Here is a 24,362-nt window from a genome sequence, read left to right on the forward strand (position 1 = left end):
TGTTATGCAATACAAGGTGATGGAATACGGATCCCCAGGGAGGGACGGGCATGCCTCATGTCGCTTAATCGTCTACTGATGGCCTTGGCCGGCATACCGCTGATCGTCTACGCCGTGTTGGCAGTGCTTCTCGTGGTGTACGGCAACGTCCAGCCGCGTGGCCAGTGGATTGTCATGTCGGGTCTTGGCGGTGTGCTGCTGGGTAGCGTACTGGCACCGCTCGCGCTTGCCATCAATCGCCGCGTCACCCGCGAACTGGCGTTGGCACGCCACGGCGCGCTGCGTGCCAACGCCGTCAAGTCGGAGTTTCTGGCCAGCATGAGCCATGAAATTCGCACGCCGCTTAACGGCATCATCGGCTTTTGCCGGCTGCTGGGCCGCTCGCGTCTGGATACGCGCCAGCAGGAATGGCTGCAACACGTTCATCATGCCTGCGACAACCTGCTGTTGCTGGTCAACGACGTGCTGGATTTTTCCCGGCTGGAGGCCAACCGGTTAACGCTGGAAGACACCGCGCTGGACATGGTGACGCTGGTGGATGAAGCCATCGGACTGCATGCCCCCGACGCCCAGCGCAAGCAGCTGCACTTGCTCGCCATGGTGTACGACGATGTGCCCACCCCCGTTCGCGGTGATCCGCTGCGGATTCAGCAAGTGCTTAACAACCTGATCGGTAACGCGCTCAAGTTCACCCACACCGGCGGCGTTATCGTACGCGTGATGCTCGACGAACAGGCCGACGACGAACGCCAGCAGCGCCGCGTGCTTCGCCTCAGCGTAAGCGATACAGGCATTGGCTTGAGCCACGCGCAGCAGGCCCGCCTGTTTCAGGCCTTCACCCAGGCCGAACCCAGCCATGCGCGAGAGTTCGGCGGCAGCGGGCTGGGTCTGACCATCTGCCGCCAGCTGGTTCAGCAAATGGGCGGCAAGATCAGCGTAGACAGCCTGCCAGACGGCGGCTCGACCTTTGCCGTCACCTTGCCGCTACTCGCACCTGACGCCGCCGAACGCCCGGTTGAGATTAGCCTGCCCGAAGGATCATTCATTACCCTGCATGAACCCCATGCCCCTACGCACTTTGCGCTGGCACATCTGATAGAGCGCTGGGGCGGCCGGATAAACGCGGCCAACGCCCCTGCGCTAAAAACCGCTCCGCCGGCCGACCGTCAGCTATGCCTTATCGCCCTGACCCAGGCCGACCTGAACGCTGAGCGCCGCGCCGGCTGGCAAGCGTACATCCACGCGGCCGGCTGCCCCACTCTCGTACTGGCCAACGCCACCGGGCTGGACGCCGCGACGTTCACCTTTCCCCATGGCGGCGAGCTGCTGGGCAAACCCTGTGGCCGTGATGCGCTGGCCGCCGCGCTCAAGCGCCTGCTGGTATCAACCCCGATGCATCAAGCGCAGCCTCCTGGTTTTCCAGCACCCGTCGCGGCGCCCGTTCGGCAACTGCTGATCGTCGATGACAACGCGTCCAACCGACAGCTGTTGAAAGTCCTGCTGGAAAGCGAACGTTTTCAGACGCGCCTTCAGGTAAGTACCGCCCCGAGCGGACATACAGCGCTGCACATGGCACGGTATGCTCAGCGTCCCTTTGATATGGTGCTGATGGATATTCGCATGCCGGACATGAGCGGCATACAAACAACCCAGGCGCTGCGCCGGCTCAGCAGCCGCTGGGCGCGCTGCCCGATCATTGCGGTGACGGCCCACGCGCTGAGCCATGAACGCCGACAGTGGCTGACCGAGGGGTTTGATGATGTGCTGATCAAGCCGGTTGACGTGGAGCAGCTACAGGCGCTGTTACAGCGTTTTCCAGGCACCCGACCCGCCGCCCATGAACAGCCGTCTGCACTGGAAGATACATCAGCCGCCGTTAAGCCACTCGCCGTAACGGATCTGGCGCTGGGTAGGAAACTGGCCGGTGGAAATGCCGTCCGGGCGCGACGGCAGCTTATCGCCCTGATTGAAAGTCTCGGCCAAAGCGAGCGTGAGATGTATCAGGCACGCCGGCAAGGGGATGAAAAAGCACTGCTGGACGCCGTTCACTGCTTGCACGGCGCCAGCCGCTACTGCGGCGCGCCAGAGTTGGCGCTGAGGGTGGAATCGCTGGAAACGCAGCTGCGCACTCGAGGAATGGACCACGCAGACTCGCTGTTGGAAGGGTTGTATCAGGCCATGGCACGCCTGCACGCGGCAAAGCCTCAGCTAGTGAGCGTCTAACGTTCTAAAACAACAAAGGCCACGGCGTACTCGGCCTCATCGCTCAGCGTCACGTGGCTGGCATTCACGCCGGCTAGCCGCGCCTGTTCGGCGGCCTCGCCGCTCAAGCGCAGCACCGGCTTGCCCAGTGCATCGTTGAGCACCTGAATCTCTCCCCACTCCATGCCGCGGCGGAACCCCAGCCCCAGCGCTTTGACGAACGCCTCCTTGCCGGCAAAGCGCTTGGCCAGAAACGCGGCGGGGTGCGCATGCCGGGTAAAAAGCGGCTGCTCATCCTCGCCCAGCAGCCGTTTGGCAAAGCGCTCGCCGTGACGCTCAAGCGCGGCCTCAAAGCGGGCGACACGGGCAATATCCGAGCCGATGCCGATAATCATGGATCAGTGCTCGTGGGCGTGATCGTGATCGTGTTCGTGTTCGTGGTCATGAGCATCCAGCGCGGCCATCAACCCGGCTTCCTGACCGGCAATGATCAGACGCTTCATCTCGCCAACGGCCTCTTTCAGCCCGACAAAGACGGCACGAGCGATAATCGCATGGCCGATATTCAGCTCGTTGATGCCGGGAAGTGCCGCCACGGCTTCAGCATTATGGTAATGCAGGCCGTGACCGGCATTGACCACAAGCCCCCGCTCGGCGGCGTGAATGGCGGCGGCGGTAAGGCGCTGGTATTCGGCGTTGGCGGCCGCACTGCCCGGCGCGGCGGCGGCAAATCCGCCGGTGTGTAGCTCAATAGTGGGCGCACCGGCGCGCGCGGCGGCGTCGATCTGCGCCGCGTCGGGGTCAATAAACAGCGACACGTCGCAACCGGCAGCGGCCAGCCGCCGGCAGGCGCTGGCACAGGCGTCAACCCCGCCGGCGACGTCGAGCCCGCCTTCGGTGGTCAGTTCTGCGCGTTTTTCCGGCACCAGACACACGTGCGCCGGGCGGATCTCTTCGGCCAGCGCGAGCATGTCGTCGGTGATCGCCATTTCCAGGTTCATCCGCGTGTTGAGCACTTCGGCCAACAGACGCACGTCGCGGGGCTGGATATGGCGCTGATCTTCGCGCAGGTGCACGGTAATGCCATCGGCCCCCGCCTCTTCCGCCAGCAAGGCGGCCTGCACCGGATCGGGATAGCGCGTGCCGCGCGCCTGACGCAGCGTGGCAATGTGGTCGATATTGACGCCTAACAAGATACGCGGGGGGTGCATAGAGCCTCCAAACATGACAAAAGCAAGCCGTCAGCGCGCCGCGCGACGACGGTGGACCAGATCCTGCATCAACTGGCGAGAACGCAGCTCGGCGCTGCCCAAAAGCGGCGCCAGCGCCTGGCGCATCACCACTTTTAACGCGCCGGCAAGCCCCGGGTGCTGCCACGCACCCTGCTCGACATAGCCCAGCGTGCGCCCTTCGATGCCGCCGCTGGACGGGGTAAACGCGCCGCTTGGGGCATCAAAGCGGTAGCGCGTCTGGCCATCAAGCCGGGCGCCGTCCGGGGTGGCAAAACGCGGCGTCGCGCCACGCGCCTCCAATAGCGACCATTCAAAGCGCCGCAGCGCCAGCGCGCGTTCGGCCGGCAACGCCAGCGCTTCAAGCAACGCGGTATAAAACGCGAACACGTCGGCGGCGGGCATTTCCAGCGGCAACAGCCGAGTGGCCACTTCGTTGGCATAAAGCCCGCACAGCAGCCCTTCGCCGGCCAGTAATGCCACGTGGCCACGGGTTTCCATCAGTACCAGCCGCTTGAGTTCGCGCTCGCCCTGCCAGGTCACAAACAGCGGCGCAAACGGCTGCAGCCGCTGGCGGGACTTGGCGCCGGGGCGCTGCACACCCCGCGCCACGGCGCGTATGCGACCATGGTTCAACGTCAGCAGGTCCACCAGCGCGCTGGTTTCGCGGTACGGCCGGCGATGCAGCAAAAACGCGGGTTCAGGCGGCATGGCGGCCTTCACAAGAACGCCTTAATCGAGGTTGTAGCCAAGACTTTTGAGCGCGCGGCTGTCATCCGACCAGCCACGCTTGACCTTGACCCACAGGTTGAGCATCACCTTGCCATCGAGCACGCGTTCGATATCCAGACGCGCCTCGCGGCCAATGCTTTTGATGCGTTCACCACGATCGCCAATCAAAATCACCTTCTGCCCCTGACGTTCGACCAGAATCAGCGCGCTGATATGGGTGACTCGGCCGGCTTCGCGAAACTCTTCGATTTCGACGGTCATCTGGTAAGGCAGCTCGTCGCCCAGTTGGCGCATGATTTTTTCACGCACCAGCTCGGCGGCCATGAAGCGCAGGCTTTTATCGGTGATCTGGTCTTCAGGGAAGTAATGCACGCTCTCGGGCAGGTGCTTGGCCACTTCGGCTTCCAGCGTATCCACCTGGGTACCGTGCTTCGCCGATATCGGTACGATGGCGGTGAAGTCACGGCGCGCGCCAACCGACTCAAGCCAGGGCAGCAGCTCGGTCTTGTCCTGCAGCCGGTCGACCTTGTTGACGGCCAGAATAACCGGCGCCGTAACGTGCTCAAGGCGCTTGAGTACGGCCTGATCTTCCTCGCTCCAGCGGGTGCGGTCGATGATGAAGACCACGCAGTCGACGTCGCGCAGCGCCTGGCCGGCCGCCTGGTTCATGAAGCGGTTGATGGCTTTGTTACGGTCTTTCGACATGATGTGCATGCCGGGCGTATCCACGTAAACAAACTGCGCCTCGTCCTGGGTCTTGATGCCCATGACCTGATGGCGCGTGGTCTGCGGACGACGCGAGGTGATCGATACCTTCTGCCCCAGAATGCGGTTCATCAGCGTTGATTTGCCGACGTTGGGGCGCCCAACGATGGCCACGAATCCACAGGTTTGGCTCATGCGTTCTCTCCGGGGCGTTTTTCCAGGTAGCTAAGGGCTTCTTCGGCGGCCTGCTGTTCAGCGTGGCGCCGGCTCGACCCTTTGCCGGTCGTATGCTGGTCGAGTAGCTCGATATGGCACTCGACGGTAAACGTCTGGGCGTGGGCTTCTCCCTTGACCGAGACGACGTCGTAAAGCGGCAGTGCCGCCTGACGCGACTGCAAAAATTCCTGCAGCCGCGTTTTCGGATCCTTTTGCGTATCCTGCAGCGAAATATTCGCCAGCCGTTCGCTGAACCAGGCGTGAATACGCTCGCTGACCGCCGGCATTCCGGCATCAAGATAAATCGCGCCGATCACGGCCTCGACGGCATCGGCAAGAATTGATTCGCGCCGATGGCCGCCGCTTTTCATTTCCCCCGACCCCAGCCGCAGGCATTCGCCAAAGTCCATTTCGCGCGCCAACTCGGCCAGCGTCTGGCCTTTCACCAGCCGCGCACGCAAACGCGAAAGTTGACCTTCACGCGCCTGGGGAAACAGCTCGAACAGCGCCTGGGCAATAACGAAGTTGACGATCGAGTCGCCCAGAAATTCCAGGCGCTCATTGTTGCGCCCCCCGTAGCTGCGGTGCGTCATCGACAGCTCCAGCAGCGCGGCATCGTTAAAGTCATAGCCGATACGTCGGCTAAAAGCGTTCAGGGAATTACTCACGGGGCTCCCACGTCAGAGACGGGTATTTTTTCAATTGGTAAAAAACACGACATTAATAAACCATGAGACATTAATAAAAACGTGACACGCATAAAAGCGAGGGCATTTATTCAATATGCCTGACACTGGTGAAACTGGGCAAACCGCCGTCCCAGTGCATCCACACGGCAAAGGCACGGCCGACAATATTTTCTTCCGGCACAAACCCCCAGTAACGGCTGTCGTTGGAGTGGTCGCGGTTATCGCCCATCATAAAGTACTGCCCCTCGGGCACCTCGACCTCACGCATTTGCGGGCCGGGATCGAGCGGATTGTTGTAAATGGCATGCTGCGCGTCCCCCAGCGTTTCACCCAGCAGCAGCTGCCGCGGCGAGGCATCGGGACCTTTTTCCACCAGCGACTTGGCCACCGGTTCGCCGTTGACGTAGAGCTGTTTACCTTCATAGCGAATCTGATCGCCGGGCAGCCCTACCACGCGCTTGATGAAGTTGACGGACGGCTCTTTGGGAAAGCGAAAGACCATCACATCGCCGCGCTCAGGCTCGGCCACGTCCAGAAACTTGGTGTTGACGACGGGCAAACGCAGACCGTAGGCGTATTTGTTGACGAGGATGAAATCGCCCACCTTGAGCGTTGGCCGCATGGAGCCCGACGGTATCTGGAACGGCTCGACGATAAAGCTGCGCACCACCAGAACCACCAGCAGCACCGGAAAAAACGAGCGCGCGTAGTCAACCGGCCACGGCTCCTTGTAGAGCTTTTCCCGCTCTGCCGTGCCCAGCCCACCGTCGCTTGCCGCCTCGGCGCTCGCCGCGCGGGCGCGACGCTTCGGGCGTAACACCACCGCATCCAGCAGGTAAATCAGGCCGGACAGCGCCACGGCAAGAACCAGAAGTAACGAAAAATTCATGGGGAGCAATTGTCCTAGTCGTCGTTGACCTTAAGCACGGCCAGAAAGGCGTCCTGCGGAATTTCCACACGCCCTACCTGCTTCATGCGTTTTTTACCTGCTTTTTGCTTTTCCAACAGTTTCTTTTTACGTGACATATCACCGCCGTAACATTTTGCCGTTACGTTCTTGCGCAGCGCCTTGACCGTCGAACGTGCTACGACCTGGCTGCCGATAGCGGCCTGGATCGCCACGTCAAACATCTGCCGGGGAATCAGCTCTTTCATTTTTTCGACCAGCAGCCGCCCACGCGAATGCGCATGATCGCGGTGGATAATCACCGCCAGCGCATCCACCTTGTCGCCGTTGATCATGACATCAAGGCGTACCAGTTTGGCGGTCTCAAAGCGCTCGAAATTGTATTCCAGCGATGCATACCCTTTGGAGATCGACTTCAGCCGGTCAAAGAAATCCATGACCACTTCGGACATGGGCAGCTCGTAGGTCAGCTGAACCTGGTTGCCCAGAAACTGCATGTCCAGCTGGGTGCCGCGACGTTTTTCGCACTCGGCAATCACATTGCCAACAAACTCCTGCGGCACCAGCATGCTGGCGCGCACAACGGGCTCGCGCATTTCGTCAACGTTGGCCATATCCGGCAGCTTCGACGGGTTGGATACGTAGTTGACCTCGCCATTATTCATGGCCAGCTCGTAGACTACCGTGGGCGCGGAGGTCAAGAGATCAAGGTTGTACTCGCGCTCCAGTCGCTCCTGGACGATTTCCATGTGCAGCGTGCCGAGAAACCCCACGCGAAAACCGAAGCCCAGCGCGTCCGAATTTTCGGGCTCATAGGCAAGCGAGGCGTCGTTCAGCGCCAGCTTTTCCAGCGCGTCGCGGAAATCTTCGTAGTCATCGGCGCTGACCGGGAACATGCCGGCATATACCTGCGGCTGCACTTTCTGAAAGCCCGGCAAACGCTCGACATCGGGCGTTTTGCTATGGGTAATGGTATCCCCCACCGGCGCGCCGTGAATATCCTTGATGCCCGCGACCAGAAAGCCGACTTCGCCGGCGCGCAGTATCCCGGTTTGCTTGCGCTGTGGCGTAAAAATGCCCACCTCGGTCGTCACCCAGTCGCCTTTTGTCGACTTGATGCGCACCTTTTCGCCTTTGCGCAGGGTGCCATCGAACAGCCGCACCAGCGACACAACGCCCAGGTAGTTATCAAACCAGGAGTCGATAATCAGCGCTTGCAGAGGCGCCTCGGGGTCACCCTGGGGCGGTGGGATATCACGCACGAGGCGCTCCAACAGCGCGTCAATGCCGATCCCACTCTTGGCCGACACCTGACAGGCATCGGTGGCATCAATGCCGATAATTTCTTCGATTTCCTGCGCCACGCTGTCCGGGTCGGCCTGGGGCAGGTCAATCTTGTTGAGCACCGGCAGCACTTCAAGCCCCTGCTCAACGGCCGTATAACAGTTGGCCACGGACTGCGCCTCGACGCCCTGAGCGGCATCGACGACCAGCAGCGCGCCTTCGCAGGCGTAGAGCGAACGCGAGACTTCGTAGGAGAAATCAACGTGGCCGGGCGTATCGATAAAGTTGAGCTGGTAGGTCTCGCCGTCAGCGGCCGTGTAGTCCAGCGTCACTGACTGCGCCTTGATGGTAATACCACGCTCGCGCTCGATATCCATCGAATCGAGCACCTGCTCTTTCAGCTCACGGTCGGTCAGCCCTTCACAGGTCTGGATCAGGCGGTCCGACAGCGTTGATTTGCCGTGGTCGATGTGCGCGATGATGGAGAAATTTCGTATATGCTTGGTTTTACTATGGTTTTTATCTGTCATCAGGTGCCACAATCCGATTCAAGTACACGTCGGCGACGGCTATAAACACAGCCCAAAGCGACGCGTGTACGTATGTGCGAGCGTAATGGCCGACATTGTACCGTTCCCGGGTGCGCCGTGCCATGGCACGCCACGACGAGCCGGGCAAACCGCGCAATAAAAAAAGCCCGGCACAGCGGCCGGGCCTTGAACGCTTACAGCGCGGGACTATTCTATCCGCAGCGCCACAAACAGTGAGCGCCCGTCACGGTAGAGCCGCAGCGGAATGGCGCGGTCCGTCGGCAGCTCTTCAACGATGCCGGCAAACTCGCTGGCCGAGGTCACGCTTTGGTGATCCACGCTGACCAGAATATCGCCGGGTTGAATGCCCGCGCTCGCTGCCACGCTCCGTGGCTTGACCTCGCGAACCTGCACGCCTCCGTCAATATTCAGACGCTCACGCAACGTGTCGTCCACGTCACGGACCGTCACGCCCAGACGCGTCTGGCTGGCGGTTTCGCTTTGACGCTGGCTCTTTTGCCGCCCCTGCTCGCTGTCAGGCCAGCTGCCCAGCGTCACGCTTTGGGTCATTTTGCGGCCGTCCCGCATCAGCGCAAGCGTTACTTCATCTTCCGGCGCTACACGGCCAATAAGGCGCGGCAGCGTGCTTGAACGCTCAACTTCCTGGCCGTCTACCTCAAGAATGACGTCCCCGGCCTGCAGGCCGCCCTTCGCCGCCGGGCCTTCCGGGTCCAGATCAGCAATCAGCGCGCCGCCGGGCTTTTGCATGCCGAAGGATTCGGCCAGATCGCGCGATACCGGCTGAATCATCACGCCCAGCCAGCCGCGATCCACCTGGCCTTCGTCGCGCAGCTGGTCGGCCACGTCCATCGCCACGTTGATGGGGATGGCGAACGAAAGCCCCATAAAGCCGCCGCTGCGGGTAAAGATTTGCGAGTTGATTCCGATGACCTCGCCGTCCAGGTTGAACAGCGGCCCGCCCGAGTTACCCGGGTTGATCGCGACATCGGTCTGGATAAAAGGCACGTAGGCATCGCGCGGCAGGGTGCGATTGGTCGCACTGATAATCCCCGCGGTCACCGAATGGTCAAAACCGAAGGGTGAGCCGATAGCGGCAACCCACGACCCCACTTCCACGTTATCGGAGTCGCCAAGCTCAAGTGTCGGTAGATCATCGGCCTCGACCTTGATCAGCGCGATGTCCGTCTGTGGATCGCTGCCGATAATCTCGGCCGCCAGTTCACGGCGATCGTTGAAGCGCACCAACACTTCGTCGGCATCTTCAACCACGTGCGCGTTGGTCAGGATATAACCGTCTTCTGCTATCACGAACCCTGACCCCAGCGACTGGCGCTCCTGAGACTGGCCACGCTCACCGTCGGGGGCGCCGGGGAGCCGGTCACCAAACTGGTCACCAAAAAAGTGGCGAAATATCTCGGGGATGTCCTGACCGTCAAAGCCGTGCAGCGACGCGACGCCACGCCGCTCGACCGTGCGACTGGTGGAAATGTTCACTACGCCCGGCGCGGCCTCTTTGACCAGCTGGGTAAAGTCCGGCAGCTCGCGTGCCTGAGCGGCACTGCCGGCAACATAAAGGAACATCACGCACAGCCACAGCGTGGAAGGGAGAATCAAGCGTTTCATGCACGAACTCCTTGGGTAACATTAGACTTGGCGGCTAATCCGCCGGCTTTGAGTTGACCCGCAGCGGGTAGCGATGTTCCGCAGGGCCTCGGAGAAACGCTATTTTTCCGTATAAGTGACGGAACGGGCGATTCGACCCAACAGCTCAGGCGGCACTTCGCCAATGGCAATTACCTGCCAGGAAGCAGGCGCAGTGTGGCGCTCAACGGCAATGGCCGAGACACCCAGCTTGTGTACGCCGGTAGAAAGCGCGGTGGATACCACCGGTGATTCCACAAACAGGCTGACAGTGGCCAGTCCATCACTGTAAAACCGCTGGGTGCGGCCACGTGATGCTTGCCGGGCGGCACCCGGCTGAGGCTCCATACCCTCGGGCAGCCAGCCCACCTGCCAGTCGGGCTCGTCAACGCTGTCCGGGCGCGCGACTACCACGTCATCCGGGTAGCGTTCGGGTGTTTGCAGCCTGGTGACCTGAAACGTTTCCAGAATAGCGTCGTCGGCGTCGCGCAGCACGTGCTTGAGCAACAGGCCGGTTTTCTGGTCAAGCCACCACTGATGGCGGTAGCGATCACCCTGTTTTGGCATGAAGGTAAGCTGCACGGCGTCACGATCGGCGACGCGTTTGTCGGCCTCAAGCGTAATATCATAGACCGACGCCACATGCTCGGCCCAGCGTTCGGGCATGGGAGCAGGGTCAGCGGAAGCGCTGGCATCAAGCCAGCCCCAATGACCGACCGGCGCGCGGCGCTCAACGTTGACGGACGGCCCATCCAGGTGTTGAACCACCTGCTGGCGAACGCCATCTTTAATACGATGTGACAGCGCCAGGGTACGCACATTGAAGGTATCAATCGCCACGGCCCGCGCCTGAAAACTATAGCAGTGGCTGGCCCAGAGGCTGTAGGTCAGCCAAGCAACGGGCGCTTGGGGCGCCTCGTTCTCAAGCATGCTGCAGCTGAGCGTTGTCTCGGCGTCAGCCGCCTCCGACTGTTGCGCCATTACGCCTGGCGCGGCAAGTGCCGTGAATGCCAGCGCAAGCGTCAGGCGGGTCGCGCGTGTGCCTACCATTCGCATGGCCGGTTAGCGCCCCAGCGCGTCGGATATCGCCGACGAGCGCGTCAGTGGCAGCCAGCTGTCGCTATTGCTGTAGGCGGCGCCGTGGGCATGCTGTTGCAGATAAGACTGCAGCAGGCGTACCTGATCGCTCCCCATCGGTGCTGCCTGCCGGGATACATCGGCTTGTCCCATGGGCGAAGCAAAGCCACTGTCGCTGACGGTCATCAGGCCTGAGCGCTGCGTCTCACCGTTCAGACGAAATGGCGTTGGCTCGAACATCGGCATATTGCTGCCACCCGACACCGAGGCGCTGGAAGCGGCAAGGCTGGCGGGTTGAGCCAGTGAGGCATCAACGTTAACTCCACCATTGTCGGCATCGGCCAGTTCACCGGCCACGTTTTGTGTACCGCCTGTGCCATCACCGGCGGTTCCGCCAAAGTACTGCACGCCGGTAATCACCATCAGCGATACGGCAGCGGCCACGCCGGCACCGCGCATCAGCGACACCCGCGGCGTTCTGGCCGGACGCGCCGCTGTCGCGGCACCTGTGTTGTTCACGGCGACCGGCACCGGCTCGTCGCTCAGGCGTGCCATGATGCCGGCGGAAAGATCGGTAGCGGTATCCACGCCGCGCTCACGCTGCATCAGGCTGCGTGCCAGATGATAGCGACGCCATGTATCTGCCGCGTCGGAATCGTCGGGGAGTGCTTTCAATACTCGGCGCAGTTCAAGCGTTTCACTCTCACCGTCCATTAACGCAGAAAGTGATTCCCGTGTGTTTTGACTCATGCTTCACACCCTCACACTGATTTGAGAAAGCCGGCGTTCGTTCAGGGCTTGCTGACCTTTACCACCCGAACCGCGCTATCGCGTTTGCTTGGGGGTATGACGCTGCCAAGCGACAACAGTTCAACAACCGGGCAAAAACGGTAACGTTTTGTTGATGCCGCACAGCGCCTCGCAACGTCATAGACCGTTAATCGTCGCGACTGTTCCGTGACGTGGTAACCAACGGGCGAATATGTTCATCCACCGCCTCTCGTGCGCGAAAAATACGCGACCGCACCGTACCGACCGGGCACTGCATGATCTGGGCAATATCTTCATAGGCCAGGCCGTCAAATTCACGTAGCGTAATCGCCGTGCGCAAATCGTCCGGCAATTTCTCGATCGCCTGAAAGACTGCCGCTTCGAGCTGATCACGGGCAATGGCCGCTTCGGGCGACTCGCTATCGGCCAGGCGTCCGCTCTGGTCGACGATTTCTGCATCCGCAATATCCACATCGCTGCCCGGCGGCCTGCGCCCCCGTGAGACCAGATGGTTCTTGGCCGTATTGATGGCGATACGATACATCCAGGTATAAAACGCGCTTTCAGCGCGAAAGCTGCCCAGCGCCCGATAGGCCTTGATAAAGGCTTCCTGCGCCACATCCTGCACCTCAGCGTGATCGTGTACGTAGCGACCGATCAGGCCGATTATCTTGTGCTGGTATTTTTTCACCAGCAGGTCAAACGCGTAGGTCTCGCCTTTTTGGGCACGTTCAACAAGCTGCTGATCAGTTTCCCGAGTGCCCATTCACACGCTCCTCAAGCTCTCACGACCGGCGTTGCGCCCGATTTTCTCCAAAACTTTCTCCAAGGCGCTTTCAAAAGCTTTCTCAAGCCCCCTTTCACTCCCCCGTTTACGAGAGGCATTCACGGCAAAAAGCATAGTGTCCCTTGGGCAGTGTTCATTTTAACGTTCATTTTAGCAATTGGCATGGCTCGACGCGTTCTTGCACCGCTTTTCCCCACCTTGTTTGCCATAACGCGCAAGCGCTGCACGAAAGCGCCCAAGTGTTGCGCGTTCCATCCGCCGCATCAAGCACTTAACGCCCGCATGGCGTAGCAGATCCGGCACCTTACCGCCTCGTCAATCGTCTGAAACAATTGATTTTTACCGTTCAGGCAAGCGATAGTAGTGCCACAGACAACAGTAGTGACACGTTTCGATCACCGCGCATGCACAGCAGGTAGCAAGATGCCCGAACAACAGGTTAACAACCTTAACGTCCTCGCTCAGGACGTGCTTATCACTCCGGATGACCTCAAGCGGGACATTCCCCTGACGGAAAAAGCCGAACGCACGGTCGTTGAAGGCCGCCAGACGATCCAGAACATTCTCGATGGTCACGACCCGCGGCTGCTGGTCGTGGTCGGCCCCTGCTCGATTCACGACGTCGACGCGGCCATCGATTACGCCGGGCGCCTGCGCGAGCTGGCCGACCAGGTCAGCGAAAGCCTCTACATCGTGATGCGCGTCTACTTTGAAAAGCCCCGCACCACCGTGGGCTGGAAAGGCCTGATCAACGATCCGCACCTGAACGGCTCGTTCGAAATTGAAGAAGGCCTGCACAAGGCGCGCCATCTGCTGGTCGAGCTTTCCGAAATGGGCCTGCCGCTGGCCACTGAAGCACTCGATCCGATTTCGCCGCAGTACATCCAGGACTGCATCAGCTGGTCGGCCGTGGGCGCGCGTACCACCGAGTCGCAAACTCACCGCGAAATGGCCTCTGGCCTCTCCGGCCCCGTCGGCTTCAAAAACGGCACTGACGGCAGTTTGGGCGTGGCCATCAACGCGCTGGAATCCGTCGCCAGCCCGCATAACTTCCTCGGCATCAACCACGAAGGCCAGGTTGCCATCATTCGCACCCGGGGCAATACCTACGGCCACGTGGTGCTGCGTGGCGGCAACGGCAAGCCCAATTACGACAGCGTCAGCGTCGCGTTGGCCGAGCAGGAACTGGCCAAGGCCGACCTGTCATCCAATATCATGATCGACTGCTCACACGCCAACTCCAACAAGGACGCCGGGCTGCAGCCGCTGGTGCTGGAGAACGTTACCAATCAGATCCTCGACGGCAATACCTCTATCATCGGCCTGATGGTCGAGTCGAATATCGGCTGGGGCAACCAGAAAGTGCCCGACGATCTTAGCCAGCTCACCTACGGCGTATCCATCACCGATGCCTGCATCGACTGGGACACCACCGTCAAGGCCTTCAACCTCATGAACGAGCAGCTGGCCGCAGCGCTGGCCAAGCGCATCGCTGCTTAATCTTTCGCAAGACCCGCTCGCAAGACCTGTTTGCAAGGTCACTTGCAAGCATCAACCAACGCCCCGGCGCCTTTTCTGGCTCCGGGGCGTTTTTATTTTTTACCTTTAGCGACTTAACCTCAGGCAATTTCGCGCGAGAAAGGCGGCAGCGCGTTAAGCAGCGCTTTGCCGTAACGGCGCGTGAGTACCCGGCGGTCAAGCAGCGTAATGCGGCCGCGGTCGCTTTCCTTGCGGATCAGCCGCCCGCAGGCCTGCACCAGTTTTACCGACGCATCGGGCACGCTGATGCGCATGAACGGATTACCCCCCTGGCTTTCGATCCATTCGGCAAGCGTAGCGCCTACCGGATCATCGGGCACGGCAAACGGCAGCCGGGTAATCACCACGTGGGTGAGGTAATCGCCGGGCAAATCGATGCCTTCGGCGAAGCTTGCCAAACCGAAAATAATACTGCCTTTACCGCCATCCACCGCGGCGCGGTGGCGTTCCAACAGCTCGCGTTTAGGCAAGGCGTCCTGCGCCAGCAGCCGTTTATCCACGGCATCCGGCAACGCCTTGCGCACGGCGCGCAGCTGCGCCCGGGACGAAAACAACACCAGCGCCGCCTCGCGCGGGTCAAGCCCGCTGATAAACGCGACAATAGCGCGCTCGTGCCCTTCCCTGTCGCTGGGGTCGGCGGCCTCCGATGGCACGCTGAGCACGGCCTTGGAATAGTCAAAGGGGCTGGGCAATGCCTGATAGCGGTAGCGGCCCGCAAGCCCGGCGCGTTCCTGAATGCGCTCGAAACGCCCCAGCGCGGTCAGCGTAGCCGAGGTGACCACCGCCCCGTGGCAACGCCCCCAGAGGTTTTTGGCCAGCGTATGCGCCGCCGAGACAGGGCTTGCCGAAAACTCGATTTCAGCGTCTCCGCCCGCGCGGCTGAGCGTCACCCAGCGTGCCTGGGGCGGCTCGCCCGGCGGGTCTTCAGCGCCAAACGCCTGCCACAGCGCATGGGCTTCCAGCGCCCGGCCGTGCAACAGCGCCAGAAGCGGAAGCCAGGCCTCGGCCTGCTCACGACCGAGCCCCGTTTGCTTATCCGGGTCCAGGCTTTCGCGCAGGATGTCGCTGATGCTCTCAAGGCTGCGCGACAGCTCGGCAAACATGACCAGCAGCTGCCCCGCCTGCTCGCGCAGCGCCTGGGGCACATCGCCCTTTTCAAAGCGCTGCTGATAGGTGGTTTCTTCATCGCCCAGCCCGTTCTCCCGTCCGGCCAGCTGATGGCCCACGGTAAACACGTCCTGAAGCGCGGGCTCCACCGCCTGCAGCGTTTGCGGCAATTTGGCCAGCAGCCGCGCGATAACCGGCTGGACACCCAAGGCCTGATTGAGCTCGGTCAGGCTGGACTTCAGCGTTTTCAGCCAGCGCAAACAGCCGTGAACGGCAAAGCGGTGGGCGAAGTGCGAAAGCGCTTTGTCCGGCAGGTGGTGCCCTTCGTCAAAGATAAAGATGCACTCTTCGGGGTCGGGCAAAATCGCCCCGCCGCCCAGCGCCAGATCGGCCAGCACCAGATCGTGGTTGGCCACGATCACATCGGCGTTTTCCAGCTCGCGACGAGAACGGAAAAACGCGCAGGCGGAAAAGTGCCCGCAGCGCCGGCCGGTACATTGGCGGTGATTGACGGTGAGCCCGCGCCAGGTGGCGTCGTCGATGGCCTCCGGCCAGCTGTCACGGTCGCCCTCCCAGTCGCCGCTGCCGTAGGCGGTGGCCATGTCGGTGGCAAGGCTAGTGAACTCACCGCTTTTGGCGATCAGATCCTGCTCGAACAGCGACTGCGTCGGATTGGGCTCGCTATCGCCCATCGCGTCGTCAAGGCGCGCCACGCAGACGTAGCGCCCGCGCCCTTTGGCCAACGCGTAGCGAAACGCCAGCCCGCTGTGGGCAGCCAGTGACGGCAGATCCTGATTCAGCACCTGTTCCTGCAGCGCCACGGTCGCGGTAGACACCACCAGCCGCTTGCCCTGGGCCTTGGCGATGGGCAGCGCGGCAATCAGGTAGGCCAGCGTCTTGCCGGTGCCGGTACCCGCCTCAAGCACGCAGACGTGGGTATCATTCTGCCGCTTGCCGGCATCGTCCACGCGAATGGCGCCCAGCGTGCGGGCAATTTCGGCAATCATCAGCCGCTGGCCGTAGCGCGGCGTCAGCGATAGCTCGTCCACCACGCGCCGATAAGCGGTTTGAATCTCGCCCTTGAGCACATCATCAAGCATGGCGGTTAGAGCATACCTTCCGGCGGGTGCTCGCAGGGCAGTTTGTCATCAATATAGCGCTCGATTTCGGGCAGCGAGAAAGCGTCTTCTTCGCCCGCAAAGCTGATGGAAACGCCCTTGGCGCCGGCACGACCGGTGCGCCCGATGCGGTGGACGTAGTCTTCCGGATCTTCAGGCAGGGTGTAGTTGATGACGTGGCTGACGTCGTCGATATGAATGCCGCGCCCGGCCACATCGGTAGCCACCAGCACCTGCAGCTCGCCTTCGCGAAAGCGCTCAAGCGTGGTGATCCGCTGCTCCTGGGGGACATCGCCCGAGAGCATTGCCGCGCTGATGCCGGCTTTTTTCAGCTCGCTGTCCAGCTCGCGCACCAGATCGCGGCGGTTGCAGAACACGATGACTCGCTCAAAGCTGTCCTGACCCAGCAGATTCACCAGCAGGCGCTGCTTATCCGCGTCGGACACCAGATACACGTGCTGGTCGATATCCGCCTGGTTATCGAAAGTGGCTTCGATTTCCACGTGGGCCGGCGTTTGCGTCCACTGGCTCGCCAGACGCGCGACATCGTCGCTAAACGTGGCGGAAAACAGGAACGTCTGGCGCTCTTCCGTTTTCGGCGTGTAGCGGATAATGCGCTTCACATCGGGCATAAAGCCCATCGACAACATGCGGTCGGCTTCATCCAGCACCAGCACTTCCGTCTGGCTCAGATCCAGCTCGCCCTTCTGCTGAAAGTCGAGCAGACGCCCAGGCGTTGCCACCAGAATATCGACGTTTTTATCCAGCTGTTCGCGCTGCTTCTGGTAATCCATACCGCCCACAACGCTTGCCACGTTGAGCTTGGTAAAGCGGGCAAGCCCCTTGGCGTCTTTTTCGATCTGCAGCGCCAGTTCGCGGGTGGGAGCAACGATCAACGCGCGGGGCGCGCCGTTTTTCTGCCCGTCGGGCGCGGGTTCTTCCAGAAAGTAGGCCAGCACCGAGATCAGAAAGGCCGCGGTTTTACCCGTGCCGGTCTGCGCCTTGCCGACCATATCGCCACCCAGCAGCGTATGGCGCAGCGCTTCGGCCTGAATCGGCGTGCAGTATTCAAAACCCTGGGCGTGGATCGCACGCATCAGCGGTAGCGGCAAATCAAAGTCATGAAACCGCCACTGGCCGGCAACGGCGGGCACCTTGAACTGGCGCAGATCCCAGCTGGACTGGCGACGACGCGGCTTGCGGCGGCGGCGTTTCGGCTTGCCCGACACCGCTGCTTGTGTGGTTTTTTCCGACTCGCTCATAGGCTTTCTATACTATCCGTTACGGTGGATGAGAGGCATCACGAAAGGCGTATTGTAACAGGGCTTGGCGTTAAGGGCTCGGGTTGCTATGTGTCGAGCCCCACCGCCTGTTAGAATAGGCGCCAATTCACTTGCCCTGGTGTACTGAGCAACTGCATATATTGAGCAACTGTACTGGGCAACATATTACTCGGAGCGCCACATGACGCGTCATAAAAAGACCCGCTCGCTCGCCGACAAGGTAAAGATTCGCACCGGCCGGCGTAAAGATTACAAAAAATGGCGCCACGAGAATCCCGATGAAGCGGGACCCTCGCGTCGCTTTGTGTCAAAAAAGCAGCAGCAGCGCAAGCAGCAGGCGCAAAAACGCCTGGAGCGTCAGCAAAATGCGCCGACCATCGAGATTCACCCGTCTGCGCCCAAGGATGCCCCCGACTCGGGAGATGAGCACTGATGCGTCTCGTCTCGTTTAACGTCAACGGCATTCGTGCGCGCCCACATCAGCTGAAAGCGCTTATCGACGCGCATCAGCCGGACGTAATCGGCCTGCAGGAAACCAAGGTTCAGGATAGCGAATTTCCCGTGGAAAGCGTCGAAGCGCTGGGCTATCGCGTCTTTTATCACGGCCAGAAAGGCCACTACGGCGTGGCGCTGATGTGCCGCCAAACGCCAGAGGCCGTGTTTTACGGCTTTCCCGATGACGACGAAGATGCCCAGCGGCGCATGATCGGCGTGCGCCTGCGCACCGCCGGCGGCGAAGCGGTCACGGTGTGGAACGGTTACTTTCCCCAGGGGGAAAATATCACCCACCCGACCAAGTTTCCGCACAAAGAGCGCTTTTATGCCCAGCTCTCAAGCCTGCTGAGCGAGCAGCACCGTCCTGACGACTACGTCGCGGTGATGGGCGATTTCAACGTGTCTCCGGAAGATCAGGACATCGGCATCGGCGAGGCCAACCGTAAACGCTGGCTGCGCGAAGGCAAAACCAGTTTTCAGCCGGTAGAGCGCGAGTGGCTTGAAGGCATCAAGGACTGGGGGCTGACCGATAGCTATCGCCTGTGCCACCCCACGCGGGACGACCACTTCAGCTGGTTCGACTACCGCTCCAAGGCGTTTGACCGCGAGCCCAAGCGCGGCCTGCGCATCGACTATATTCTGGTCACCCCGCCGCTGGCCAAGCTGACCGTTGAGGCCGACATCGACTATGCGCTGCGCGCCATGGAACGTCCATCGGATCACGCCCCGGTCTGGACGCAGTTCAAGCTGGCGCTTGAGCCGTCAGAATAAACGGCCGGCGTTAAAAGCCGGCCAGCCACGTCTCGGCTTGGGTGTCACCCAGCGCGACGGCGCGCTCAAAGGCCGCTTTGGCCCGGGCGTCTTCGCCCCAGGCGTAGGCCAGCTGACCCAGCGTTCGCCATTCGTGGGCACTTTGAGTCTGTTGCGCAAGCGCCCGCTGGGCGGCCAGCGCACGCGACGGCTCACGCGCCTGCTGCCAGGCACCGGCAAGCAGCCGCAACGTCAGCTCGCTGCGCACCACGTCACCATGGGCAAGCCCCTGCGCTAAAAGCTCCGCCGCTCGGGCGGGCGTGCCGCCGGTCAGGTGCAGGTCTATCAGCTGCCAGTAGTCGGCCGGGCGTTCAAACTTGCCCAGCCGCCAGCCGGTATCCCAAATACCGGCAGCCATGCCCGGCTGGCCGGCACGCTGGGCAACGCCGGCGGCCTTGCGCCACACCGCCGCGCCGCTGTCGGCGTTCAATTCTGTCACCAGTCCGCTTAACGCGCGCTCCATACGCCCGGCGTTGAGGTCCACCGCCAGCGCCAGTTCACGCTGCCCGGCGGTGGTCAGCTCGCCGTGTTCCCGTGCCTTGTCCAGCTGTCTTGCGGCGTCTTCCCAGCGCTTCTCACGCGCCAGCCAGCCGACCAGACGCCAGCGTTCGCGCTGGCTTTCTGCGCCGGCAGTGCTAACGTCAAGCCATCGACTGAGCCGGGTAATGGCGAGATCACGCTGCCCCGCAGCGTGATGCAGCCGAGCCTCTTCGCGCAGCCAGCGTTTGGCCTGGGCGGTGCCCTCTCCCACGCCTTCTTGCGCCTTGGCCAGCTGATCGGCACCGTCGGCGTAGCGCTTCTGCCGTGCCAGCGCATTCGCCGCCAGCTGGCGATACAGCGCGCTGGCGTAGCGGTCCGCCGCGTTGCCGGCGGCGAGGCGCTCCGCCTGACTTTCAGTATGCTCAACAACGTGGTCGAGCTTGCCATGTTCCAGCGCCTGCTCGGTAGCGCTCAGGTCACGGATAATCCCGCCGGAAAGCGCCGGGGCGGCCAACGCGGCAGCGCTTGTCGCCCACAGCAACAGAGCGCATAACAATCTTGTCCCATAACGCGGCATGGCTACCTCAACTTGAACTGGATGCGCTGGGTGGCGCGGCGACGCTGATCGCTCGGCTCAAACTGCCATTGCGCAATGGCCTTGCGCGCCGCTTTCTCAAACACCCGCCGCGGTTTGGCGCGGGTTACGTCGATCGAGCCCGCCTGCACGCTGCCGTCGCGGAGAATGATAAAGCTGACTTCCACGAAACCTTGCATCCCGCGGCGCTGGGCGCGCGACGGATACATCGGATTCACCCGGCTGGTGGGGGTGGCCTGCCCCACGTCCACCGGCTCGTTAGACGTCGGCCTGGCGGACTCTGCCGTAGGCTTAGCGCTGGCCTCGCTGCGGGAAGAGGTCGTACTCGCCGGCGTGGCGCTGGCCTTGGCAACCGGGGCAGGCTCGGGCGTCGGCCGGGGTTTGGGCTGTGGTTTAGGTTTGGGTTCGGGCTTGGCTTCGGTCAGCTCGGGCAGCTTGCTCTCAAGCGCCACGGTTTCCGCCGGCGCGTCGGGGAGCTTGGCGTCGGGCAGCGTAATGGGGCTACTTTCTGCGGACGGCGGTGCCGGGGCGGGCGGCGGCGGTGTCGCACTTTCCACCGGTGCGGGCGGCGTATCGACCGGCGCCGGGGCACTCTGCCTGACCGGCGGCGCCTCAACCACCGACAGCGTCACCTCCTTGACCGGCTTTTCAGTCTCGGCGCTCGGCGGCATCACCAGCAGCGCCAGTAGCCAGAAAAGGCCCAGCGCCATCCCTGCACCGCCCAGCAGCGCCGCGGCGCGACGTATCATGACGTCTCCCGACTGGCCGCGACGGCGACCTGCTCAACGCCGGCCTGCTTGAGCCGGTCCATCACCTCGATCAACAGGCCGGTGGTCGAGTCGCGGTCGGCCTGAATGACCACCCCTCCGTCGTCGCTGACCATGCCGGCCACCTTCTGCCCGACGCGGTGGGTATCCACGGGGTTGCCGTCGACCCACACCGCGCCTTCCGGCGTCAGCGCGACCAGCACCTGGGTATCGGGGCGCGGGCTTGCTGCGCTCGATTCGGGACGCTCGATCTCGACCCCGCTTTCCTTGATGAAGCTGGTCGTGACGATAAAGAAAATCAGCATGATGAACACCACGTCGAGCATCGGCGTGAGGTTGACTTCATTGCTGTCGGCGTCGGCCTCCAGCGAGCGGCGTCTACGCATCCTGTTCCTCCAGCGTCTGGTTCTCAAGTGCCTGGGCCAGGCGATCGTGTAGCCGCTGATCTTCACGGCGGATCACGTGTTCAAGGCGGCTAATAAACAGCAGCCCGACCACGGCAATGGCCATGCCGGTAAGCGTGGGCAGCGTCGCCCGCGCAACGCCGTCGGCCATGGCGCGCGCCTGCCCGGTATCGTTGATCGAAAGGCTGTCAAACACGCTGATCATGCCGGTGACCGTACCCAAAAGCCCCAGCAGCGGGCATAGCGCCACCAACAGCTTGAGCCATGGCAGCGGCCGGCGCAGCCGCGCCATCAACGCTTGCGCCCAGACGTGGCGTAGCGTGCGTGCACTCCAGCTGTGGTGATCGCTGCGCGCGGCCCAGCGGCGCACCAGCTGCTGGCGCTCGGGGCGCCAGCTCAGGCGGTAAAACCAGAAGCGTTCCAGCGCCAGAGTGAACACCAGTACCGCCACGCAGGCCAGCACCACCAGCACGATACCGCCGGCATCCATCAGCCGTTCGACCGGCTCAAGCCAGAGTGGGAGCATCATGCCCGGCCTCCGTCGTGGCCGGATAGTGATACGCCTCCAGGTGGCTGGCCAATGCCGCGCTCGCTCGCCCTTCAATGCCTTGGGTCAGGGCGCGGCTACGACTGGACAGCGCCGTCTGAGCAAACAACAGCGGCACCGCCGTGACCAGCCCCAGCACCGTGGTCACCAGCGCCTGGCTGATACCGCCGGCCATCAGCTGAGGGTCACCGGTGCCAAACACGGTAATCGCCTGAAACGTCACGATCATGCCGGTCACGGTGCCCAAAAGCCCCAGCAGCGGCGCGATAGCGGCCAGCAGCTTGACCAGTGGCTGGCCGCGCTCCAGACGCGGCAGTTCGGCGAGTACGGCTTCATCCAGCCGCGCTTCCAGCGCTTCGGGCGTTTGCTGTTTATCCAGCCGCTCAAAGCGCAACAGCACGCGTCCCAGCGGGTTATCCGGCTGCAGCGCATATGGCGAGCGCCGCTGGCGGCTTACCTTGACGCTGACCCACAGCAGATAAACGTACTGCAACATGGCGACCAGCAGCCCGATGATACCCAACGTCACGACGACGTAGCCGACGTAACCACCCTGATGAAAGCGCTGCCACAGGCTGGGGCGCTGCAACAGCGCTTCAAGCACGCTGCCCCGGGACGGATCGACGGCCAGGGTACGGCTCTCGCCGCGGGCATAGGGCGCCAGCCACTCGCCCACTTCTGCCGGCGTCTCGGGCTGTAGCGCCAGATGCTCGGCATCGTTTCCCGAGGCCAACAGCGCCGTGTCGGTAAAGGCGGCAAAATCGCCCAGCCTGACCACCTCGCGCTCGCTGATGTTACCGCCGGCATCGGCCACGGGCAGCGTCATCGTGCTGGCCTGCCCCGTCGCCCGGGTCAGCGCGGCGAGGCTGTCGACCACACCTTTCAGATGGCGCTGTTCAAGCACGCTGGCCTCGTCCAGACGCGGCGGCAGCGGCGTGTCGCCAAGCGTCAGCCAGCTATCATCGCCCAGCGCGTTGCGTACCTCGGTGCTGTGCCGGGACAGCGCCGACAGCAGCTCGGCAAATGGTGCATCCTGCTCGCTTTGACGGCTTTCAAGCGTAGCGGCATTGAGCGCCTGCGCCGACGCCTCAATGCGCAGCGCAGCGTTTTCTCGTGCGGCCTGGGCGTGTTCTTCACGCGCTTCTCCCAACGCGCTTTCAAGCGCTTGCTGATCGTCCAGCAACTCGAGCAGGCGCTGCTGGTCGCGCATTTCGGCGGCTTCCCGCGCCTGGCGCAGCGAATCAGCCTGCGGCTCGGGCTGAGCGCTGGCCACGCCGGCAAACAGCAACGCCAGCACGGCAACGCACGCCACACGCGTGATCAACCCTGAATGCCTCATTGCTCGCCTCCTGACGCCGGGCGCTGGCTATCGGCGTCGGCCACCTTGATGGACAGCGGCACGGTTAAAAGCCCCGGCGCGCGCTGATCTTTGGCCACCTGCAGGCCGTGGCGCACTTCGCGGCGCTGGGCTTCATCCAGCGGCTGCCACTCGCGGCTGTCTGTTTGCCACACCCCACCCTCGCGGCCATCGGGCGTCAGGTAATACCAGCCGATGCGCCCCAGGCGTAAAAAGTCGACGTCGCGCTCCTCGCCGTCGTCCTGTATCAGACGCCCGCGCCAGCTATCAACCTCGCGACCGTAGTCCAGCTCCATGCGCCAGGCTTTCAATAGCTGACGGATGTGCGCCGTGCTCTCAAGCGTGTCATCGCTGGCCTTTACCCGCGCCAGGCGCTCCTGTTCAAGAAACGGCATGTCCTGCCTGATGAAGCCTTCCAGCTGGCGGACCATATCCTGCTCGATACGCGGCAACGCTTTGCGGGTTTGCGCAAGCGTGTCGAGCGCCAGCGCCAGCTTGCGCTGCCGCGTGGCCTCATTGGCCAACTGACGCGTACGTTTTTCATTCTGGTAGCGCAGCGTGCGCGTTTCGCCCTCAAGCTGGCGCAGCTCAGCAAGCGCACCTTGCGTCTGGGCATCGGCCTGATCGATCTGGCCTTGCAGCGCTGCCTGGGTTTGCTGGGCATCCACGCCGTCGAGCGCTAAGCGCGACGTATCGGGGTCTGCCGCGGCGAATGACGCGCTGGCGGGCACCATGCTACCGGCCAGTGCCAGACTACACGCCGCCGCACGAAACCTTTTATTCACAGAAATTCTCCACACGAAATTTTCACATGAACCCTTCATATCCACCTTTCACAAAAGCCTTCCACACCAAGCCGGCGCACAACATCCTGGCAACGAGGGGATGCATCAGTTATAGCGTAGCCGGTCTCCAAGTAAGAACGGCTAAGATATAAGAACGGTTTACGTTTATGCGCTACAGCCTATCAGCTCACGCGAAGATGACAATATTTATCATTAATATATGGTGATTAATCCCGGGGTAAAGTCACGCGCAAGGCGACCCATACCTGCGTTTTCGATGGCAG

The 24,362-nt window shown here is 62.2% G+C and carries 23 protein-coding genes; 4 read left to right on the forward strand and 19 right to left on the reverse strand.

The features are described from left to right. Nucleotides 1-57 precede the first annotated feature (57 nt). Nucleotides 58-2,223: an ATP-binding protein gene (locus B5495_RS02580; RefSeq protein WP_079551058.1), complete on the forward strand. Its 2,166-nt coding sequence runs from the start codon at nt 58-60 to the stop codon at nt 2,221-2,223. On the opposite strand, the gene acpS is transcribed toward B5495_RS02580, so the two are convergent. The 11 genes from acpS to rpoE all read right to left on the reverse strand — a co-directional run bounded on the left by acpS (nt 2,220) and on the right by rpoE (nt 12,770). Beyond that, nucleotides 2,220-2,597 carry a holo-ACP synthase gene (acpS, locus tag B5495_RS02585; protein WP_079551060.1) on the reverse strand — a complete coding sequence of 126 codons (378 nt, stop codon included), beginning with the start codon at nt 2,595-2,597 and terminating at the stop codon, nt 2,220-2,222. The two genes, B5495_RS02580 and acpS, sit on opposite strands and share 4 nt — an antisense overlap. Before the next feature lie 3 nt (nt 2,598-2,600). Further along, on the reverse strand, nt 2,601-3,413 hold the full coding sequence (gene pdxJ, locus B5495_RS02590; protein ID WP_079551062.1) for a pyridoxine 5'-phosphate synthase: 813 nt from the start codon (nt 3,411-3,413) through the stop codon (nt 2,601-2,603). Between the two features lie 30 nt (nt 3,414-3,443). Next, nucleotides 3,444-4,142: a DNA repair protein RecO gene (gene recO / locus B5495_RS02595; protein ID WP_079554869.1), complete on the reverse strand. Its 699-nt coding sequence runs from the start codon at nt 4,140-4,142 to the stop codon at nt 3,444-3,446. A gap of 21 nt (nt 4,143-4,163) precedes the next feature. After that, a complete protein-coding gene (gene era / locus B5495_RS02600; protein WP_079551064.1) occupies nt 4,164-5,063 on the reverse strand; it encodes a GTPase Era in 900 nt (299 codons plus the stop codon). Beyond that, complete coding sequence (rnc, locus tag B5495_RS02605; protein WP_079551066.1) at nt 5,060-5,752, reverse strand: ribonuclease III; 693 nt, start codon at nt 5,750-5,752, stop codon at nt 5,060-5,062. Before rnc ends, era begins: the two co-directional genes overlap by 4 nt. 106 nt (nt 5,753-5,858) lie before the next feature. Then, entirely contained in the window at nt 5,859-6,662 is an 804-nt protein-coding gene (gene lepB, locus B5495_RS02610) for a signal peptidase I (RefSeq protein WP_079551068.1), read from the reverse strand. Nucleotides 6,663-6,676: 14 nt separating this feature from the next. Further along, complete coding sequence (gene lepA, locus B5495_RS02615; protein WP_079551069.1) at nt 6,677-8,494, reverse strand: translation elongation factor 4; 1,818 nt, start codon at nt 8,492-8,494, stop codon at nt 6,677-6,679. A gap of 207 nt (nt 8,495-8,701) precedes the next feature. Continuing rightward, on the reverse strand, nt 8,702-10,138 hold the full coding sequence (locus B5495_RS02620) for a DegQ family serine endoprotease (RefSeq protein ID WP_079551071.1): 1,437 nt from the start codon (nt 10,136-10,138) through the stop codon (nt 8,702-8,704). Between the two features lie 99 nt (nt 10,139-10,237). Next, on the reverse strand, nt 10,238-11,206 hold the full coding sequence (locus tag B5495_RS02625) for a MucB/RseB C-terminal domain-containing protein (protein ID WP_079551073.1): 969 nt from the start codon (nt 11,204-11,206) through the stop codon (nt 10,238-10,240). A 12-nt stretch (nt 11,207-11,218) separates the two neighbouring features. After that, nucleotides 11,219-11,983: a sigma-E factor negative regulatory protein gene (locus B5495_RS02630; RefSeq protein ID WP_079551075.1), complete on the reverse strand. Its 765-nt coding sequence runs from the start codon at nt 11,981-11,983 to the stop codon at nt 11,219-11,221. 187 nt (nt 11,984-12,170) lie between these two features. Beyond that, nucleotides 12,171-12,770: an RNA polymerase sigma factor RpoE gene (gene rpoE / locus B5495_RS02635; protein WP_079551077.1), complete on the reverse strand. Its 600-nt coding sequence runs from the start codon at nt 12,768-12,770 to the stop codon at nt 12,171-12,173. 444 nt (nt 12,771-13,214) lie between these two features. Between rpoE and B5495_RS02640 the strand changes: the two genes are divergently transcribed. Continuing rightward, complete coding sequence (locus tag B5495_RS02640; protein WP_079551079.1) at nt 13,215-14,291, forward strand: 3-deoxy-7-phosphoheptulonate synthase; 1,077 nt, start codon at nt 13,215-13,217, stop codon at nt 14,289-14,291. A gap of 119 nt (nt 14,292-14,410) precedes the next feature. Here the strand turns inward: B5495_RS02640 and dinG are convergent, their stop codons facing one another. Both dinG and rhlB read right to left on the reverse strand, forming a co-directional pair. Further along, complete coding sequence (gene dinG, locus B5495_RS02645) at nt 14,411-16,537, reverse strand: ATP-dependent DNA helicase DinG (protein ID WP_079551081.1); 2,127 nt, start codon at nt 16,535-16,537, stop codon at nt 14,411-14,413. Between the two features lie 5 nt (nt 16,538-16,542). Next, a complete protein-coding gene (gene rhlB / locus B5495_RS02650; RefSeq protein ID WP_079551083.1) occupies nt 16,543-17,817 on the reverse strand; it encodes an ATP-dependent RNA helicase RhlB in 1,275 nt (424 codons plus the stop codon). Nucleotides 17,818-18,019: 202 nt separating this feature from the next. On the opposite strand from rhlB, the gene B5495_RS02655 reads away from it, so the two are divergent. Together B5495_RS02655 and xthA are read left to right on the forward strand one after the other, a co-directional pair. After that, on the forward strand, nt 18,020-18,271 hold the full coding sequence (locus B5495_RS02655; RefSeq protein ID WP_079551085.1) for a hypothetical protein: 252 nt from the start codon (nt 18,020-18,022) through the stop codon (nt 18,269-18,271). Beyond that, a complete protein-coding gene (gene xthA / locus B5495_RS02660) occupies nt 18,271-19,104 on the forward strand; it encodes an exodeoxyribonuclease III (protein WP_079551087.1) in 834 nt (277 codons plus the stop codon). Before B5495_RS02655 ends, xthA begins: the two co-directional genes overlap by 1 nt. Nucleotides 19,105-19,114: 10 nt before the next feature. On the opposite strand, the gene B5495_RS02665 is transcribed toward xthA, so the two are convergent. The 6 genes from B5495_RS02665 to B5495_RS02690 are packed head-to-tail and all read right to left on the reverse strand — an operon-like array spanning nt 19,115 to nt 24,078. Then, nucleotides 19,115-20,164 (reverse strand): coiled-coil domain-containing protein, encoded by a 1,050-nt coding sequence (locus B5495_RS02665; RefSeq protein ID WP_231897215.1) that lies wholly within the window; start codon nt 20,162-20,164, stop codon nt 19,115-19,117. A 38-nt stretch (nt 20,165-20,202) separates the two neighbouring features. Continuing rightward, the gene (locus tag B5495_RS02670) at nt 20,203-20,967 is read right to left on the reverse strand and encodes an energy transducer TonB (RefSeq protein WP_079551091.1); all 765 of its coding nucleotides are present in this window, start codon (nt 20,965-20,967) and stop codon (nt 20,203-20,205) included. Next, entirely contained in the window at nt 20,964-21,371 is a 408-nt protein-coding gene (locus B5495_RS02675) for an ExbD/TolR family protein (RefSeq protein WP_079551093.1), read from the reverse strand. The genes B5495_RS02670 and B5495_RS02675 overlap by 4 nt, the downstream gene beginning before the upstream one ends. Beyond that, nucleotides 21,364-21,918 carry a MotA/TolQ/ExbB proton channel family protein gene (locus B5495_RS02680; RefSeq protein ID WP_079551094.1) on the reverse strand — a complete coding sequence of 185 codons (555 nt, stop codon included), beginning with the start codon at nt 21,916-21,918 and terminating at the stop codon, nt 21,364-21,366. Before B5495_RS02680 ends, B5495_RS02675 begins: the two co-directional genes overlap by 8 nt. Beyond that, nucleotides 21,896-23,275: a MotA/TolQ/ExbB proton channel family protein gene (locus B5495_RS02685; RefSeq protein ID WP_079551096.1), complete on the reverse strand. Its 1,380-nt coding sequence runs from the start codon at nt 23,273-23,275 to the stop codon at nt 21,896-21,898. The genes B5495_RS02680 and B5495_RS02685 overlap by 23 nt, the downstream gene beginning before the upstream one ends. Beyond that, nucleotides 23,272-24,078, reverse strand: a complete 807-nt coding sequence (locus B5495_RS02690) for a DUF3450 domain-containing protein (RefSeq protein ID WP_331712888.1) — start codon at nt 24,076-24,078, stop codon at nt 23,272-23,274. Before B5495_RS02690 ends, B5495_RS02685 begins: the two co-directional genes overlap by 4 nt. Nucleotides 24,079-24,362: the final 284 nt, after the last annotated feature.

Source organism: Vreelandella subglaciescola (assembly GCF_900142895.1).
Taxonomy (GTDB): Bacteria; Pseudomonadota; Gammaproteobacteria; order Pseudomonadales; family Halomonadaceae; genus Vreelandella; species Vreelandella subglaciescola.

Bases quoted from the DNA above. Each gene is read 5' to 3' on its own strand.
- B5495_RS02580 (WP_079551058.1), top strand. From the start codon at position 58: ATGTCGCTTAATCGTCTACTGATGGCCTTGGCCGGCATACCGCTGATC.
- acpS (WP_079551060.1), bottom strand. From the start codon at position 2,597: ATGATTATCGGCATCGGCTCGGATATTGCCCGTGTCGCCCGCTTTGAG.
- pdxJ (WP_079551062.1), bottom strand. From the start codon at position 3,413: ATGCACCCCCCGCGTATCTTGTTAGGCGTCAATATCGACCACATTGCC.
- recO (WP_079554869.1), bottom strand. From the start codon at position 4,142: ATGCCGCCTGAACCCGCGTTTTTGCTGCATCGCCGGCCGTACCGCGAA.
- era (WP_079551064.1), bottom strand. From the start codon at position 5,063: ATGAGCCAAACCTGTGGATTCGTGGCCATCGTTGGGCGCCCCAACGTC.
- lepB (WP_079551068.1), bottom strand. From the start codon at position 6,662: ATGAATTTTTCGTTACTTCTGGTTCTTGCCGTGGCGCTGTCCGGCCTG.
- lepA (WP_079551069.1), bottom strand. From the start codon at position 8,494: ATGACAGATAAAAACCATAGTAAAACCAAGCATATACGAAATTTCTCC.
- B5495_RS02620 (WP_079551071.1), bottom strand. From the start codon at position 10,138: ATGAAACGCTTGATTCTCCCTTCCACGCTGTGGCTGTGCGTGATGTTC.
- B5495_RS02625 (WP_079551073.1), bottom strand. From the start codon at position 11,206: ATGGTAGGCACACGCGCGACCCGCCTGACGCTTGCGCTGGCATTCACG.
- B5495_RS02630 (WP_079551075.1), bottom strand. From the start codon at position 11,983: ATGAGTCAAAACACACGGGAATCACTTTCTGCGTTAATGGACGGTGAG.
- rpoE (WP_079551077.1), bottom strand. From the start codon at position 12,770: ATGGGCACTCGGGAAACTGATCAGCAGCTTGTTGAACGTGCCCAAAAA.
- B5495_RS02640 (WP_079551079.1), top strand. From the start codon at position 13,215: ATGCCCGAACAACAGGTTAACAACCTTAACGTCCTCGCTCAGGACGTG.
- dinG (WP_079551081.1), bottom strand. From the start codon at position 16,537: ATGCTTGATGATGTGCTCAAGGGCGAGATTCAAACCGCTTATCGGCGC.
- rhlB (WP_079551083.1), bottom strand. From the start codon at position 17,817: ATGAGCGAGTCGGAAAAAACCACACAAGCAGCGGTGTCGGGCAAGCCG.
- B5495_RS02655 (WP_079551085.1), top strand. From the start codon at position 18,020: ATGACGCGTCATAAAAAGACCCGCTCGCTCGCCGACAAGGTAAAGATT.
- xthA (WP_079551087.1), top strand. From the start codon at position 18,271: ATGCGTCTCGTCTCGTTTAACGTCAACGGCATTCGTGCGCGCCCACAT.
- B5495_RS02670 (WP_079551091.1), bottom strand. From the start codon at position 20,967: ATGATACGTCGCGCCGCGGCGCTGCTGGGCGGTGCAGGGATGGCGCTG.
- B5495_RS02675 (WP_079551093.1), bottom strand. From the start codon at position 21,371: ATGCGTAGACGCCGCTCGCTGGAGGCCGACGCCGACAGCAATGAAGTC.
- B5495_RS02680 (WP_079551094.1), bottom strand. From the start codon at position 21,918: ATGATGCTCCCACTCTGGCTTGAGCCGGTCGAACGGCTGATGGATGCC.
- B5495_RS02685 (WP_079551096.1), bottom strand. From the start codon at position 23,275: ATGAGGCATTCAGGGTTGATCACGCGTGTGGCGTGCGTTGCCGTGCTG.